Annotated in this window: 13 protein-coding genes; 10 read left to right on the top strand and 3 right to left on the bottom strand. The window is 65.0% G+C overall.

Annotated elements, in window-relative coordinates; all coding sequences use genetic code 11:
• Positions 1-25: 25 nt before the first annotated feature.
• The 7 genes from sucC to AC1ROB_RS19005 all read left to right on the top strand — a co-directional run bounded on the left by sucC (position 26) and on the right by AC1ROB_RS19005 (position 9,058).
• Entirely contained in the window at positions 26-1,195 is a 1,170-nt protein-coding gene (sucC, locus tag AC1ROB_RS19035) for an ADP-forming succinate--CoA ligase subunit beta (protein WP_492969536.1), read from the top strand.
• Between the two features lies 1 nt (position 1,196).
• Positions 1,197-2,075: a succinate--CoA ligase subunit alpha gene (gene sucD, locus AC1ROB_RS19030; protein ID WP_492969537.1), complete on the top strand. Its 879-nt coding sequence runs from the start codon at positions 1,197-1,199 to the stop codon at positions 2,073-2,075.
• A gap of 49 nt (positions 2,076-2,124) precedes the next feature.
• Positions 2,125-5,007, top strand: coding sequence for a 2-oxoglutarate dehydrogenase E1 component (locus tag AC1ROB_RS19025; protein WP_492969538.1), 2,883 nt, complete (start codon positions 2,125-2,127; stop codon positions 5,005-5,007).
• 56 nt (positions 5,008-5,063) lie between these two features.
• The gene (gene odhB / locus AC1ROB_RS19020) at positions 5,064-6,290 is read left to right on the top strand and encodes a 2-oxoglutarate dehydrogenase complex dihydrolipoyllysine-residue succinyltransferase (protein WP_492969539.1); all 1,227 of its coding nucleotides are present in this window, start codon (positions 5,064-5,066) and stop codon (positions 6,288-6,290) included.
• An 18-nt stretch (positions 6,291-6,308) separates the two neighbouring features.
• Positions 6,309-6,623, top strand: coding sequence for an antibiotic biosynthesis monooxygenase (locus tag AC1ROB_RS19015; protein WP_492969540.1), 315 nt, complete (start codon positions 6,309-6,311; stop codon positions 6,621-6,623).
• A gap of 35 nt (positions 6,624-6,658) precedes the next feature.
• Entirely contained in the window at positions 6,659-8,062 is a 1,404-nt protein-coding gene (gene lpdA, locus AC1ROB_RS19010; RefSeq protein WP_492969541.1) for a dihydrolipoyl dehydrogenase, read from the top strand.
• 111 nt (positions 8,063-8,173) lie between these two features.
• Positions 8,174-9,058 (top strand): DMT family transporter, encoded by an 885-nt coding sequence (locus AC1ROB_RS19005; RefSeq protein WP_492969542.1) that lies wholly within the window; start codon positions 8,174-8,176, stop codon positions 9,056-9,058.
• Positions 9,059-9,064: 6 nt separating this feature from the next.
• Here the strand turns inward: AC1ROB_RS19005 and AC1ROB_RS19000 are convergent, their stop codons facing one another.
• A complete protein-coding gene (locus AC1ROB_RS19000) occupies positions 9,065-10,453 on the bottom strand; it encodes an alpha/beta fold hydrolase (RefSeq protein WP_492969543.1) in 1,389 nt (462 codons plus the stop codon).
• 188 nt (positions 10,454-10,641) lie between these two features.
• Here AC1ROB_RS19000 and AC1ROB_RS18995 point away from each other — a divergent pair, with 188 nt between their 5' ends.
• The 3 genes from AC1ROB_RS18995 to AC1ROB_RS18985 all read left to right on the top strand — a co-directional run bounded on the left by AC1ROB_RS18995 (position 10,642) and on the right by AC1ROB_RS18985 (position 13,528).
• Complete coding sequence (locus tag AC1ROB_RS18995; RefSeq protein ID WP_492969544.1) at positions 10,642-11,853, top strand: MFS transporter; 1,212 nt, start codon at positions 10,642-10,644, stop codon at positions 11,851-11,853.
• Between the two features lie 98 nt (positions 11,854-11,951).
• Positions 11,952-12,230, top strand: coding sequence for a hypothetical protein (locus AC1ROB_RS18990; RefSeq protein WP_492969545.1), 279 nt, complete (start codon positions 11,952-11,954; stop codon positions 12,228-12,230).
• Between the two features lie 20 nt (positions 12,231-12,250).
• Positions 12,251-13,528, top strand: a complete 1,278-nt coding sequence (locus AC1ROB_RS18985) for a M20 family metallopeptidase (protein WP_492969546.1) — start codon at positions 12,251-12,253, stop codon at positions 13,526-13,528.
• Here the strand turns inward: AC1ROB_RS18985 and AC1ROB_RS18980 are convergent.
• Together AC1ROB_RS18980 and bufB are read right to left on the bottom strand one after the other, a co-directional pair.
• Positions 13,525-14,283, bottom strand: coding sequence for an HvfC/BufC family peptide modification chaperone (locus AC1ROB_RS18980; protein ID WP_492969547.1), 759 nt, complete (start codon positions 14,281-14,283; stop codon positions 13,525-13,527). The genes AC1ROB_RS18985 and AC1ROB_RS18980 overlap by 4 nt on opposite strands.
• A complete protein-coding gene (gene bufB / locus AC1ROB_RS18975; RefSeq protein ID WP_492969548.1) occupies positions 14,267-15,208 on the bottom strand; it encodes an MNIO family bufferin maturase in 942 nt (313 codons plus the stop codon). Before bufB ends, AC1ROB_RS18980 begins: the two co-directional genes overlap by 17 nt.
• Positions 15,209-15,280 lie beyond the last annotated feature (72 nt).

The raw sequence follows: 15,280 nt of genomic DNA, 5'->3' as shown, positions 1-15,280 counted from the left end.
GGGGTCAGAAAACCCGAAGGTCAGCATGAATATCCATGAATACCAGGCGAAAAGCCTGCTCGCGAAATACGGCGTCGCCGTCCCGCGTGGCGGAGTCGCGTTCACCGCCGATGAGGCGCTCACCGTTGCCAAGCAGCTTGGCGGTCCGGTCTGGGTGGTGAAGGCCCAGATCCATGCCGGCGGCCGCGGCAAGGGCGGCGGCGTCAAGGTGGTGAAGTCGCTCGACGATGTGGCCGCGCAGTCTAAGAGCATTCTCGGCATGACCCTGGTCACTCACCAGACCGGTCCCGAGGGCAAGCTGGTCAAGCGCCTCTATATCGAGGAAGGCTGCGACATCAAGCGCGAGCTTTACCTGAGCTTCCTGGTCGACCGCGCCACCTCGCGCATCACCGTGATGGCTTCGACCGAAGGCGGTATGGAGATCGAAGAGGTCGCCGCCTCGCATCCCGAGAAAATCCTCAAAGTCGCCATCGACCCGGCCAGCGGCCTGCAGCCGCATCATGCGCGCCAGATCGCCTTCGGCCTCGGCCTCGAAGGCAAGCAGGTGCAGTCGGCGGTGAAGTTCATGCAGGCGATGTACGAGGCCTTCGTGGCGCTCGACGCCTCCATCGTTGAAATCAACCCGCTGGTCGTCACCGGTGCCGGCGAGATGATCGCGCTGGATGCCAAGATGAACTTCGACGACAACGCGCTGTACCGCCACAAGGATGTGGAAGACATGCGCGATCCGGACGAGGAAGACGCGTCCGAACTCGAAGCCGCCAAGTGGTCGCTGAATTACGTCAAGCTCGATGGCGAGATTGGCTGCATGGTCAATGGCGCCGGCCTGGCCATGGCCACCATGGATATCATCAAGCTGTACGGCTCCGAGCCGGCCAACTTCCTCGATGTCGGCGGCGGCGCTACCAAGGAACGCGTCACGGCGGCTTTCAAGATCATTCTTGGCGACAAGAGTGTGAAGGGCATCCTGGTCAACATCTTCGGCGGCATCATGCGTTGCGACGTCATCGCCGAGGGCGTGGTCGCCGCGGCCCGCGAGGTCAAACTCGCCGTGCCGCTGGTGGTGCGCCTGGAAGGCACCAACGTCGATCTGGGCAAGAAGATCATGGCCGAGAGCGGCCTGCCGATCATCTCTGCCGACAATCTCGCCGACGCCGCCGAAAAGGTGGTGAAGGCCGTGAAGGGAGCCAAGTAACATGGCTGTTCTCGTCAACAAGGACACCAAGGTCATCTGCCAGGGCATCACCGGCAGCCAGGGCACCTTCCACAGCGAACAGGCGATTGCCTACGGCACCAAGATGGTCGGCGGCGTCACCCCGGGTAAAGGCGGCACGCAGCATATCGGCCTGCCGGTGTTCAACACCGTCGCCGACGCCGTCGAAAAGACCGGCGCCAATGCCTCGGTGATCTATGTCCCGCCGCCGTTCGCGGCCGACTCGATCCTGGAAGCCATCGACGCGGAAATTCCGCTGGTGGTCTGCATCACCGAAGGCATCCCGGTGCTCGACATGGTCAAGGTCAAGCGCGCCCTCACCGGCTCGAAGACCCGCCTGATCGGCCCGAACTGCCCGGGCGTCATCACGCCCGGCGAATGCAAGATCGGCATCATGCCCGGCCATATCCATCGCCGCGGCAAGGTCGGCATCGTGTCGCGTTCCGGCACGCTGACCTACGAAGCCGTCGCACAGACGACCGCCGCGGGTCTGGGTCAGACCACCTGCATCGGCATCGGCGGCGATCCGGTCAACGGCACCAACTTCATCGACGCGCTGGATCTGTTCCTCGGCGACGACGAGACCCAGTACATCATCATGATCGGCGAAATCGGCGGCAGCGCCGAGGAAGAAGCCGCCGAATTCCTGATGAAGTCGAAGGTGAAGAAGCCGACGGTCGGCTTCATCGCCGGTCGTACCGCGCCTCCGGGCCGCCGCATGGGTCATGCCGGCGCCATCATCTCGGGCGGCAAGGGCGATGCGAATACCAAGCTGGAGGCCATGCGTTCGGCCGGCATCCGAGTTTCGGAAAGTCCGGCAGCGCTCGGCACCACCCTGGTCGATTTCTTGAACGGCAAGTAAACGGGAACATAGAGGGCGGCGCCGGCCAACAAGCGGCGCCACGACATCGATGACGGCGCAGCTTGAACGCACGCAATTTCTCTACGGTGGCAACAGCACCTTCGTGGAGGAGCTGTACGCCAAGTACGTAGCCAACCCCGACAGCGTCGACGCCTCGTGGAAGCAATTCTTCGAGGCGCTCGGCGATGACTTCGCCAGGCCGAGCGACGCCCTGAGCCGGGCCTCCTGGGCGCCGGCCAATGCGCTGATCCAGCTGGACGATGAAGGTCTGTTGGGCGCGCAGGGCAAGGCGGCGAAGGCGGCCGACCGCGCGGTCAAGGGCGGCGCTTCGCCGGCCGATGCCCGCAATGCGGCGCTGGACACCATCCGCGCTGCCATGCTGATCCGCAACTACCGCATCCGCGGCCATCTGATGGCCAATCTGGACCCGCTGGGCATCCAGGCGCCGGGCGCGCATCCGGAGCTGGAACCGGAATCCTACGGCTTCACCGAAGCCGACATGGACCGGCCGATCTTCATCGACAATATGCTGGGGCTGGAAAGCTCCACGCTACGTGAAATCCTGCAGATCCTGCGCCGCACCTACTGCGCCAGCATCGGCGTGGAGTTCATGCACATCTACCATCCGGAGCAGAAAGCCTGGATCCAGGAGCGCATCGAAGGCCGCGACAAGGAAGTGCAGTTTACGCCCGAGGGCAAGAAGGCGATCCTGAAGAAGCTGGTGGAAGGCGAGATTTTCGAGCGCTTCTGCCACATGAAGTTCACCGGCACCAAGCGTTTCGGCCTGGAAGGCGGCGAAGCGCTGATCCCGGCGATGGAAGCCATCATCAAGCGTGGCGGCCAGCTCGGCCTGCAGGATATCGAGTTGGGCATGCCGCATCGCGGCCGCCTCAACCTGCTCGCTAACGTGATGGCCAAGCCCTATCGCGCCATCTTCACCGAATTCAAGGGCATGGCCTACCACCCGGACGATTTCCAGGGCTCGGGCGATGTGAAGTACCATCTCGGCGTGTCGTCGGACCGCGAGTTCGATGGCAACAAGGTGCATCTCTCTATGGCGGCCAATCCGTCGCATCTCGAGATCGTCAATCCGGTCTGCCTCGGCAAGTCGCGCGCCAAGCAGACCCAGATGGGCGATATCGAACGCGGCCAGGTGATGACCGTGCTGCTGCATGGCGACGCGGCCTTTGCCGGCCAGGGCGTGGTGGCGGAATGCTTTGCACTGTCTGAGCTGCGCGGCTATCGCACCGGCGGCACCATCCACATCATCGTCAACAACCAGATTGGCTTCACCACCAATCCGTCCTACTCGCGCTCCTCGCCCTATCCGTCGGATGGCGCCAAGGTGGTGCAGGCGCCGATCTTCCATGTGAACGGCGATGATCCGGAAGCCGTGACCCATGTGGCCAAGATCGCCGTGGAGTTCCGCCAGAAGTTCAAGAAGGACGTGGTCGTCGACCTGTTCTGCTATCGCCGTCACGGCCATAATGAGACGGACGATCCGTCCTTCACCCAGCCGATCATGTACCGCACGATCGCGACGCACCCGACCACGCGTCAGATCTATGCCAAGCGCCTGGTCGACGAAGGCACGCTGACCGAGGCCGAAGCCGAGGCGATGGTGACCGACTTCCAGAACCAGCTGGAAGAGGAACTGGAAGCGTCCAAGTCGTTCAAGCCGAACAAGGCCGACTGGCTGGAAGGCAAGTGGGCCGGTCTGGAGATCGCCTCGGGCGACGAGCGCCGCGGCACCACGGCGGTCGAGATCGAGACCCTGAAGAAGGTCGGTCTGGCCATCACGACGGTGCCGGACGGCTTCAACATCCACAAGACGCTGGCACGCAACACCGCCAACCGCCGTGCCGCCATCGAGGCGGGCGAGGGTATCGACTGGGCGACCGGCGAAGCGCTGGCTTTCGGCTCGCTGCAGGTGGAAGGCTATGGCGTGCGCCTGTCGGGCCAGGATTGCGGCCGCGGCACCTTCAGCCAGCGCCACAGCGTCTGGCATGACCAGCAGAGCGAAGAGCGCTATGTGCCGCTCAACCATATCGCCGAGGGTCAGGCCAATTACGAAGTGATCGACAGCCTGCTCTCCGAGGTGGCTGTCCTCGGCTATGAATACGGCTACAGCCTGGCCGAGCCGAACACGCTGGTCATGTGGGAAGGCCAGTTCGGCGATTTCGCCAATGGCGCCCAGGTGGTGTTCGACCAGTTCATCTCTTCGGGCGAAGCCAAGTGGATGCGCATGTCGGGTCTCGCCGTGCTGCTGCCCCATGGCTATGAAGGCCAGGGTCCCGAGCACAGCTCGGCCCGCCTGGAGCGCTATCTGCAGCTCTGCGCCGAAGACAACATGCAGGTGGCGAACTGCACCACGCCGGCCAACTACTTCCACGTCCTGCGCCGGCAGGTGCACCGCAAGTTCCGCAAGCCGCTGATCCTGATGACGCCGAAGTCGCTGCTGCGTCACAAGCTGGCGGTCTCGAAGCTGGAAGAGATGGGTCCCGGCTCGTCCTTCCATCGCGTGCTATGGGACGACGCACAGCCGGCCGACGACGCCAAGGTCAAGCGCGTGATCCTGTGCTCGGGCAAGGTCTATTACGACCTGTTCGAGGAACGTCAGAAGCGCGAGATGAAGGACACCGTGATCCTGCGCCTGGAACAGCTTTACCCGTTCCCGCACAAGGCGCTGATCAAGGAGCTTGGCCGCTACAAGAATGCCAAGACCGTCGTCTGGTGCCAGGAAGAGCCGAAGAACATGGGCGCCTGGGCCTTCGTCGAGCCGTATATCGAAACCACGCTCACCGAGCTGGGGCTGAAGTCGAAGCGTCCGGTCTATGCCGGCCGCGTCGAAGCCGCTTCGCCCGCCACCGGCCTGATGAGCAAGCACAACCAGCAGCAGGCCAAGCTGGTGGATGACGCCTTAACCGCATAATTGCTGAAGACGCACGGGAAACCGAGGGGCGTTTTTTAGGACAAGGGAAGTACATCATGGCAGTTGAAATCCGCGTTCCGCAGCTGGCGGAATCGATCTCCGAGGCGACCATCGGCAAGTGGTCGGTCAAGGCTGGCGATGCGGTCGCCCGCGACCAGCTCCTGGTCGAACTCGAGACCGACAAGGTGACCGTCGAGGTGAATGCGCCGGAAGCCGGCACCCTGGGCGAAATCCTCGCCGCCGAAGGCGCCACCGTGCAGGTCGGCGATCTCTTGGCCACGCTCACCGCTGGCGCCGGCGCTGCGAAGCCCGCCGCCAAGCCCGCTGCGGCTCCGGCCGCGGCCCCCGCTCCGGCGCCGGCTGCCAAGCCCGCCGCCGCTCCGGCTGCTGCGGCACCCGCCGCCGGCCAGGCGCTGCCGGCCGCTGCCAAGCTGGCCGCCGAAAAGAACGTCAATGTCTCGGGCGTCACCGGCTCGGGCCGGGATGGCCGCGTCACCAAGGGCGACGTGATGGATATTATTGCCGGCGGCGCTGCGGCTCCGGCCGCGCGCCCGTCGGTGCCGGCCGGCCCGCGTGCCAATGGCGAGCGCGAAGAACGCCAGCGCATGTCCAAGCTGCGCCAGGTGATCGCCCGTCGCCTCAAGGAAGCCCAGAATACCGCCGCGCTCCTCACCACCTTCAACGAGGTGGACATGTCGGCGCTGATGGCTGCCCGCAAGCTCTATGTCGACAACTTCGAAAAGAAGCACGGCGTGCGGCTGGGCTTCATGTCCTTCTTCGTCAAGGCCTGCGTCCAGGCACTGAAGGAATTCCCGGCGGTGAATGCCGAGATCGAGGGCGACGAGATCGTCTTCAAGAACTACTACAACATCGGCTGCGCCGTTTCGACGCCGACCGGCCTCGTCGTCCCCGTCATCCGTGACGCCGACCAGCTGTCGTTTGCCGGCATCGAGAAGACCATCTCCGACCTGGGCAAGCGCGCCCGCGACGGCAAGCTCGGTATCGACGAGCTGCAGGGCGGCAGCTTCAGCATCACCAATGGCGGCGTGTTCGGCTCGCTGATGTCGACCCCGATCATCAATCCGCCGCAGTCGGCCATTCTGGGCATGCACAAGATCCAGGATCGTCCGATGGCTGTGAACGGCCAGGTGGTGATCCGTCCGATGATGTATGTGGCGCTGACCTACGATCACCGCATCGTCGACGGCCGCGAGGCGGTCAGCTTCCTGGTGCGCGTCAAGGAATCGCTCGAAGATCCACAGCGTCTCCTCTACGAGATGTAAGAGCCAATGGCCGGGGCGATGATCGTCCGCGTCTGGAGCACGGCCTATGCGCCGGGACGGATCGGGGAGTTCATCGCCTTTGCCGACCAGCGTCTGCAGCCTTTCTTCCGCGACCAGAATGGCTGCCTCGCCTGCTTCTTCACCCATGACGAACAGGAATGGCGCACGATCACCTTCTGGCGCGATGCGGCGGCGGTGGAGGCGGTGAAGGACTCTGCCATCTACGCCGCCATCTTGGCCGATCTGGTCGCCAGCGGCCTGCTGATTGGCAGCCAGCAGGTCAAGAAGCTGAATTTCGCCGGCGGCGGCCTATATGGCCCGTTACCGCTTTGAAGACTGGGCCACGTTAAGTTTCCGGAGAACCATCCATGAGTGAACAGGCTTTCGACGTTGTCATCATTGGCGCCGGTCCCGGCGGCTACACCATGGCGATCCGCTGCGCCCAGCTCGGCATGAATACCGCCGTGGTGGAGAAGGATGCCGGCCTGGGCGGCACCTGCACGAATGTCGGCTGCATCCCGTCCAAGGCGCTGTTGCATTCCTCCGAGCTGTATCACACGGCTGCTCACGGCTTCACCCAGCATGGCATCAAGGTCGGCAAGATCGATATCGATCTGCCGGCGATGATGGCGCAGAAGCAGAGCGTGGTGACGGCCTCGAACAAGGGTATCGAATTCCTATTCAAGAAGAACAAGATCACCTGGTTGAAGGGCACCGGCAAGCTGCTGGGCGGCGGCAAGGTGGAAGTGACCGGCGAGAGCAAGGGCACCTATGCGGCCAAGCATATCGTCATTGCAACCGGTTCCGAAGTCACGCCGCTGAAGGGCATCGAGATCGACGAGAAGCAGGTGGTGTCGTCCACCGGCGCGCTCAAACTGCCGGCCGTGCCGAAGAGCCTGGTGGTGATCGGCGGCGGTGTGATCGGGCTGGAACTTGGCTCGGTCTGGCTGCGCCTTGGCGCCGAGGTGACGGTTGTTGAGTTCCTCGATCGCATTCTGCCGACCAATGACGGCGAAGTGTCGAAGCAGATGCAGCGCATCCTGGCCAAGCAGGGCATGAAGTTCAAACTCGGCACCAAGGTGACCGCCGCCAAGCCGGGCAAGGCCGGCGTGGCGCTGACCATGGAGCCGGCAGCCGGCGGCGACAAGGAAGAAGTCACCGCCGATGTGGTGCTGGTCTCGATCGGCCGTCGTCCCTATACCACCGGCCTCGGCCTGGACGCTGCCGGCGTGCAGCTGGACGAGCGCGGCCGCGTGAAGACCGACGGTCATTTCCAGACCACTGCCAAGGGTATCTATGCCATCGGCGACGCCATCATCGGCCCCATGCTGGCGCATAAGGCGGATGAGGAGGGCATGGTGCTGGCCGAGATGCTGGCCGGCCAGAAGCCGCATATCAACTACGACGCCATTCCAGGCGTGGTCTACACCTGGCCGGAAGTGGCCAGTGTCGGCAAGACCGAGGAAGAACTGAAGGCCGCGGGCATCGCCTACAAGACCGGCAAGTTCCCCTTCACGGCCAATGCGCGCGCCCGCGCCATGACCATGACGGACGGTTTCGTGAAAATCCTGGAAGACGAGAAGACCAAGAAGGTGGTCGGCGCCCATATCATCGGCGCCGATGCCGGTCATCTGATCCAGGAACTGGTGATGGCGATCGAGTTCGGCGCCTCGGCCGAGGATATCTACCGCACCGTCCATGCTCATCCGGCGCTGACCGAGGCGGTCAAGGAAGCGGCCCTGGCCGTCGATGGCCATACGATCACGATCTGATCGGCCCGCTCTGTTTGATGCGAAAGGGCGGCTATCCAGCCGCCCTTTCTGTTTTTAGTTGTCACCCTCGGATCAAGCCCGCGCATGACGATGTGAGGTGAGTCCACGTCCATGACCGCCCCTCCTGAATCAAAAGCCGTTGCCGCGCTGTGGGTGCTGGGTGCGGCCTTTGCCTTCTCGCTGCTCTATGCCTCCGGCAAGCTGACCGGCGGTCTCGTGCCGGCGATCCAGATCGTTTTCATCCGCTACCTCAGCGGCTTCGCCACCGTCAGCGGTATTGCCGCCGTGCAGCGCGTGCCGCTCAACCGTCTGCTGGCGCGCGGCCGGCGCCATCTGCATGTGCTGCGGGCGCTGTGCGGTGTCAGCGGCGGCGGCTGCAGCATCTATGGCGCCACCCATATGCCGCTGGCGGATGCCTCGGCGCTGGCGCTGCTGCAGGGTGTTTTCACCATGGGGCTTGCTGTGCTGCTGCTGGGCGAACGCATCACCGTGCGGCAGGCTTTTGCCGCTCTGCTTTGCGTGGCCGGCGCCCTGGTGATCGTGCGCGGCAACACGGCCGGGTTCAGCCTCGACAGCCTGGCGGAAACCGGTGTCGCCCCACTGGCGATGATCGCCGGCGCGTTTCTCACGGCCTGCGAGGTGATCCTGATTAAGGTGCTGTCGCGCCAGGAGAGCATGCTGTCGATGCTGCTGCATGTGAACGGCATTGCCACGCTGCTGCTGGGTGCCGCCATGCTGGTACTCTGGGTGCCGGCGGCGCCACTGACGCTGGCCGCTCTCTGCCTGATCGGCCCGATGGCGATCTTCGGCCAGATGTGCAACGTGCGCGCCTACCGCCTCGCCGATGCGGCCTGGCTGGCGCCATTCACCTATGCCTCGGTGGTGTTCGCCGCGCTGATCGGCTGGGTCGTGTTCGGCACGCTGCCCGGCCTGGTCACCTGGGCCGGCGCCGGGCTGATCGTTGCCGGCGGCCTGCTGCTGCTGCGCCGGAGTTGAATCCGTCTAGTAATGCAATTCCGCGATCACCGCGCGGTCGTCGCTGGCATCCCAGGACTGCACCACGATGGTTTCGGTGGTGTTGAAGCGGCAGACCACGCTGCGTTGCGGCGTGCCGCGCGGCAGGGTCAGGGTCGAGGTCGCATTCACCGGGATGCCCGGCGGAATGCCGGCGCCCGGCTGGCCGTCGAAGGTGACGATGTCGCCGCGGCCCTGGCCGAAATAGCCACGCGGACGGCTGATTGTGATGATCGAGCCGGCCTGGCGGTCGCGGTCGGCCACCACGGCGGTGCGCAGGTGGATCTGCGACGACGAGCGCGGAAAGGGCGAGCGGTAGATATGCGTCTTGGTCTGGCCCGCCACGCTGAGCACGAATTCATAAGTCGCCGTCGGGCTGGCCGTGAAAGGCCCCCAGTAGCCGTCGACGCCAGTGACTTTGGCATGCACCTGGCGTAGCCGCGCGCCGGTCTGCGCATTGGTCTCGTAAATCTCGACCTGCGCGCCTTCGACCGGCAGGTTGGTCGGCACGCCGCGCACCATGCCGTTGACCTTGCCGTTCAGCACCGGTGCGGCTTCCGGCTTGATCGCGGTGGTGGCCGGGGCCGTGCCGATGATGAATTCCCAGGTCGCGGCGAAAGCCTTCTCATGGAAGGCGACCTCGCGATGGTCGAGGCCCGGCAGCACAACATTCTTCGCGCCGGCCAGCGCCGGGCCATCGGCGGTGATGCCGGTCGCCGTCCCGGGCATGCCCAGCGCCGCGCCATCGGGCTGGGCGAATTTGTCGAGTCCGTCGCTGCGCGTGGTCATCCAGGCGACGCCCGGCACGATCTCCGAGCCGGCATTGAGCTGGCGCAGGAAATTGCTACTGCCGTTGAACTCGCTGCCGACCAGCTGGGTGGTTGAGGCGATCACGCCATGATTCGGTGTGCCGCAGAGCACGGCATGGCTGACATAGGCGGCGCCCGGGCCATTCTTCAGGTAGTTGCGGATGGCATTGCCACCGCGCGAGGACCCGACCAGCGCCACGCGGCCGGCCTTGGTTTCGTCCAGCGCCTGGGCGATGGCGGCCGAGAGCTGTTCGAACTGGTCGCGGCTGGAGGACCGGCCGGCCTGGTATTCGTCATCGTTGGTGCGCGACAGCGGATAGGGGAAATCGATGGCGAACAGCCGGCTGGCGGGGAAGCCGTTGCTTTCCCAGCGCCAGAAAGTGGTGTGCCACAATGCCGCCGTGTCGCCATTGCCGTGGACGAAGATCACCGGCGTGGCGCTATCGTATTTTGCCGCCGTGACGGCGGCCTCCTGGGAGCGCGGGGCGCAGGCCAGCAGCGGGGCGAGGCCGAGAGCGGCAGTGCCGGCCAGCATGGCGCGGCGGGTCGGGCGATGGAGCTGGGACATGGATGCTTCCTGGTTCTTATGGGCCAGTTTCATGGCGGAGAAATACGGACGGTCGAACCGGTCTTTTATGACCTGGAATTGTGACGATACTCTGGCGCTTCCGGGCTGATCGTTGAATACTACGTGAGGTATGGCAAGCCCTGTTTTGCCATCAGTCCTTTGTTGATCCGCCCATTGCCGCCGGTTCCATGTCCTCCCGCGCCCTGATTGTCCTGCTCGCCGGCCTGGAAGTGCTGGCCATCCTGCCGATTGCCAGTTTCCCGGCCCTGATGCCGGACTTCATCGCGGCCTGGGGCCTGACCAACACCGAGGCCGGCTGGATCGCCGGCGTCTACTATCTCGGCTATATGCTGGTGGTGACCTGGGCGGTGATGCTGACCGATCGCATCGATGCGCGCCTGGTCTTCGCCGTCGGCGCCGCCGTCACCGGCCTCAGCACCATCGCTTTCGCCCTGCTGGCCGACGGATTCTGGTCCGGCTTCATCCTGCGCGCCATCGGCGGCGCCGGGCAGGCGGCGATCTACATGCCCGGTTTGCGTGCGCTGACCGACCGCCTGAAGGGCGGCGAACAGAGTCGCGCTGTCACATTCTACACCGCCAGCTATTCGATTGCCGTCGCCATGAGCTTCACCGTCACCGGCCTGCTCAGCGAGTGGTTTGGCTGGCGCTGGAGCTTCGGTCTGGTCGGCATCTCCTGCCTGGCTTCGGGTCTGCTGGCCTGGCGTATCCTGGCACCGCAGATACCGGAAGGCGCCACGGCGGCCAGCGGCTTCCAGCTCAAACCCGTGCTGCGCAACCGCGATGCCATGGGCTATATCATCGGTTATGCCGCCCATGGCTTCGAGCTGACCGCCATGCGTGCCTGGCTCACGGCCTTCCTGGTCTTTGTGCTGGCGCGTGAACCGGCGGTGGCCGCCGTGCTGCCCAGCGCCACGGTGCTGGCCGCCATCGTCACCCTGATCGGCCTGCCGGCCAGCCTGCTGGGTAACGAGATGGCGCTGAAATTCGGCCGCCGCCGGGCGCTGATCGCCATCATGACCATCTCCGGAATGTTCGGCATCGGCTTCGGCTTCAGTGCCGTGCTGCCGGTCTGGCTGGTGCTGCTCTACTGCGCCCTCTATTTCATCTTCATCTGCGGCGATTCCGGCGCACTCACCTCAGGGATGATGGCCGCGGCCGAGCCGGCCCATCGCGGCTCCACCATGGCGCTGCATTCAGCGCTGGGCTTCGGCGTCTCGGTGCTAGGACCGCTGTTCGTCGGCTTCGCGCTGGATGCCGCCCAGTATCTGGGCGGCGGCAGCCAGTCGGTGCTGAGCTGGGGACTGGGGCTGGCGATTATGGGGCTGGGTGCCCTCATCGGCCCGCTGGCCCTGCTGCGCACCCGCCGGACGGCAGTCTGAACGCGTACCAATAGCCTGAATTGGTTCGCTTTCCCGGCTCGCGTTGACCGTTCGTGAGCGATCCGGTCTAATCCTTGGCCATGTGCGAACGTTGCGAGATGTTGCCGCCCGGCGTCGAACTGCTGCATGACACGCAGCAGGACCAGATCGCAGCCAAGCGGCGCTACAAACGCCAGCAGCGTATTCTCGACCTGCTGGCGCTGATGGAAAATCCCGACGCCTTGCCGCCGCGCGAGGCCATGCGTATCGGCCAGGAAATCCTCGCCCTGCTGGCCGAGGTCGACGACGATCCGCATATGACCGCCACCCATACTGCTGCTGGCGGCCTGCCGCGCCTGCGTCGTGGTGCCCGCCCGAATTTCAAAGCCTTCTCCTGACGTCAAGAAAGATCGCTCCTATGCATGCTCCGGTGCCGCGCGTCCTCGCTTCCAACAAGAAAGCCGTCTTCGACAGGATCGAGGCCATGCTGCCCGAGCTGGAGCAGATCTATCTCGACCTGCATCGCAACCCTGAACTCTCGATGCAGGAAGTGCGCACCGCCGGTGTCGCGGCGGCCTGGATGAAGAAATACGGCTTCGAGGTGCATGAGCAGATCGGCAAGACCGGTGTGGTGGCGCTGCTGAAGAATGGCGACGGTCCGGTGATCCTGCTGCGCGCCGACATGGACGGGCTTCCCGTGAAGGAGAAGACCGGCCTCGACTATGCCAGCACCCAGACCGGCACGGATCGTTTCGGCCAGCATGTGTCGATCATGCATGCCTGCGGCCATGACATGCATGTCACCTGGCTGATGGCGGTGGGGCGTCTGCTGTCGGAAGCGCGCGACAGCTGGAAGGGCACCGTGATGGCGGTGTTCCAGCCGGCCGAGGAAATCGGCGCCGGCGCCCGCGCCATGCTGAATGACGGCATGGTCAAGAAATTCCCCAAGCCGACGGTGTCGCTGGGCCAGCATGTGGTGCCGATGCCGGCCGGCAGCATCGGCTACAAGCCGGGCGTCGCCATGTCGGCGGCCGATAGCTGGGAAGTGAAGATTTACGGCCGTGGCGCCCATGGCTCCAAGCCGCAGAACAGCATCGATCCCGTGGTGATGGCGGCGGCCACCGTGATGCGTCTGCAGACCGTGGTGTCGCGCGAGGTGGCGATGGCTGATAGTGCCGTCGTAACTGTAGGCACAATGCAAAGCGGCCTGAACGAGAATGTGATCCCCGACGAGGCGTTGCTGCGGCTGAACATCCGCACCTTCAAGGAAAGCGTGCGTACCCGCGTGCTGGCCTCGGTGAAGCGCATCATCGAGGCGGAAGCAGCGGCCTCGGGCGCGCCGAAACCGCCGTCGATTTCCGAGATCAGCCAGTTTCCGCTCACGGTGAATGACGAAGCCGCCACCATGCGCACGGTCGAAGGCATGCAGGCCTGGTTCGGGGCCGAGCGCGTGGTACAGGTGGAGCCGGCCTCGGGCAGCGAGGATTTCGGCCTGTTCGGCACGGCCTGGAATGTCCCGTCGGTCTTCTGGGTGATCGGCGGCACCGACCCTGAGCTGTTCGCCAAGGCGACGGCCGGCGACGATCCCAGCCTGCTGCCGGTCAACCACTCGCCCTTCTTCGCGCCGGTGATCCATCCGACCCTGCGCACCGGCATCGAGGCGATGCTGGCGACGGCCTATACCTGGCTGGACTAGGCGGCCGGCCGCGCGAAAACCCCGCCATCCAGCATCCAGCTGAAGCTGGCGGGGAAATCGAAATCGGGTTCGTTCGAGGCGGCCAGCGCGGCTGCGCCCAGCGACGCGCCATTGGCCAGTTCGGCAAGCAGGCGGTCCTCGCCGTGATTCAGCTTGTGCCACACCACCTCGATGCCGCGGCGCCAGACCAGCAGGCGTTCGCTGCTGCCGGCCATGCGAATGCGGTCGACCACGGGTGAGTCCGGCTGGTGCACCTGCCAGATCTGGCTGACCGGGAAGGGCGTCGACAGCCGCTGGGCCGACGGATGCAGCGGCAGTGGCAACTGCGCGGTCAGCTCGGCTTCGGGCAGGTCTTCCGGATGCAGGATGTCGGTATCTTCCGCATGTTCGGCAAGATTGAGCGCCCATTCGAAGGCGGCGATATCCGGCAGGTAATGGTGGCCGCCCAGATCGGGCAGGGCCGCCAGGAAGGTGGGGAAGCTGCTGCCATAGAGCCGCAGGATCGGCGAACGCGGCGGGTCGAAGATCAGAAAAGCGCGTGCGGTCTGGGCGAAGAAGGCCTCGCCGACCAGAGCGCGGGTGACCGGAAAGATCGTCGCCAGGGTTTCCAGCAGGCCGGCACGGAAGCGGTCGGCATAAATCTGCAGCCGACCTTCCGCCGGAATCGCATCGCCGATCACCTTCTCGGCCACCGCATGCAGTGAACCGGTCAGGGCGTCGGCGAATTCGCGCTGGCGTTCAAGCAGCGCGCTCATCGCTGCCTTCCGTCATGACTGTATCGCCCGGCAGGTCGCTGGGGCGCAGCGCCGCTGCACGCTGGCGCGCCGCATGCTCGGCCTCCGAGATCAGATGCGCCAGCGGCGGCAGGTTGTTGTCCCATTCCAGCAGGGTGGCGGCATGGGGGAACCGCTGTACGGCATTGGCATAGAGGCGCCAGACCGGCTCGGCCACCAGGGCGGCATGGTCGTCGATCAGCATGGGTCGGCCATCGGCGTTGCATTCGCTGTGGCCGGCCAGGCGGATTTCATGCACCGCCGGCGCCGGCAGGCTGTCGAGATAGGCTTCGGCCACGGCCAGGGCGGATTCGCGGCCAACGTGATTGGCGCTGGACACATACAGATTGTTGACGTCGCACAGGATGCCGCAGCCGGTTTCGCTGCTCAGCCGGCTGAGGAATTCCGCCTCGGCGATCTGGCTTTCGCGGAAGCGCAGATAGGTCGCCGGATTGGCCATCAGCAGCGGGCGTTTCAGCCGCGTCTGCACGATATCGACATTGCGGCAGCAGCTCTCAAGGCTGTCCGCTGTATAGGGCAGGGGTAACAGATCATTATAGTACCGCCCCTCGACGCCGACCCAGGCGAGATGCTCCGACACCAGGGCGGGATCGAGCCACTCGACCAGCCGCACCAGGCGTTCCAGATGTTCGGCATCGGGCAATTCGCTGCCGCCCAGGCCCAGGCCGGTGCCCTGGATCGCCACCGGCCAGTGCTGGCGGATCTGTTCCAGGTAATGCCGTGCCGCGCCGCCGCCCATATAGGTCTCGGCATGGATTTCCAGCCAGCCGATCGTGGCGGGGCGTGTCTGCAGCAGGTCGATGTGATGCGGCGGGCGCAGGCCGATGCCGATCTGCTCGGGCGACAGCACCGCGGGCCCGGCCGGGGCGGGGTCGGGTCTGTTCACAGCAATAGGTGCCTGCTCCGTCATGCGGATGCGCAAAATCCCAGTTTCACGGACGGCGCGCGCGGCCTGCCA

It is taken from the genome of Ferrovibrio sp. GW821-FHT12F09 (genome assembly GCF_058806775.1).
Note: the sequence above shows the minus strand (reverse complement) of the source record. Positions and strands in the feature narration are given on the sequence as shown.

Bases quoted from the DNA above. Each gene is read 5' to 3' on its own strand.
- sucC (WP_492969536.1), top strand. From the start codon at position 26: ATGAATATCCATGAATACCAGGCGAAAAGCCTGCTCGCGAAATACGGC.
- sucD (WP_492969537.1), top strand. From the start codon at position 1,197: ATGGCTGTTCTCGTCAACAAGGACACCAAGGTCATCTGCCAGGGCATC.
- AC1ROB_RS19025 (WP_492969538.1), top strand. From the start codon at position 2,125: ATGACGGCGCAGCTTGAACGCACGCAATTTCTCTACGGTGGCAACAGC.
- odhB (WP_492969539.1), top strand. From the start codon at position 5,064: ATGGCAGTTGAAATCCGCGTTCCGCAGCTGGCGGAATCGATCTCCGAG.
- AC1ROB_RS19015 (WP_492969540.1), top strand. From the start codon at position 6,309: ATGATCGTCCGCGTCTGGAGCACGGCCTATGCGCCGGGACGGATCGGG.
- lpdA (WP_492969541.1), top strand. From the start codon at position 6,659: ATGAGTGAACAGGCTTTCGACGTTGTCATCATTGGCGCCGGTCCCGGC.
- AC1ROB_RS19005 (WP_492969542.1), top strand. From the start codon at position 8,174: ATGACCGCCCCTCCTGAATCAAAAGCCGTTGCCGCGCTGTGGGTGCTG.
- AC1ROB_RS19000 (WP_492969543.1), bottom strand. From the start codon at position 10,453: ATGTCCCAGCTCCATCGCCCGACCCGCCGCGCCATGCTGGCCGGCACT.
- AC1ROB_RS18995 (WP_492969544.1), top strand. From the start codon at position 10,642: ATGTCCTCCCGCGCCCTGATTGTCCTGCTCGCCGGCCTGGAAGTGCTG.
- AC1ROB_RS18990 (WP_492969545.1), top strand. From the start codon at position 11,952: ATGTTGCCGCCCGGCGTCGAACTGCTGCATGACACGCAGCAGGACCAG.
- AC1ROB_RS18985 (WP_492969546.1), top strand. From the start codon at position 12,251: ATGCATGCTCCGGTGCCGCGCGTCCTCGCTTCCAACAAGAAAGCCGTC.
- AC1ROB_RS18980 (WP_492969547.1), bottom strand. From the start codon at position 14,283: ATGAGCGCGCTGCTTGAACGCCAGCGCGAATTCGCCGACGCCCTGACC.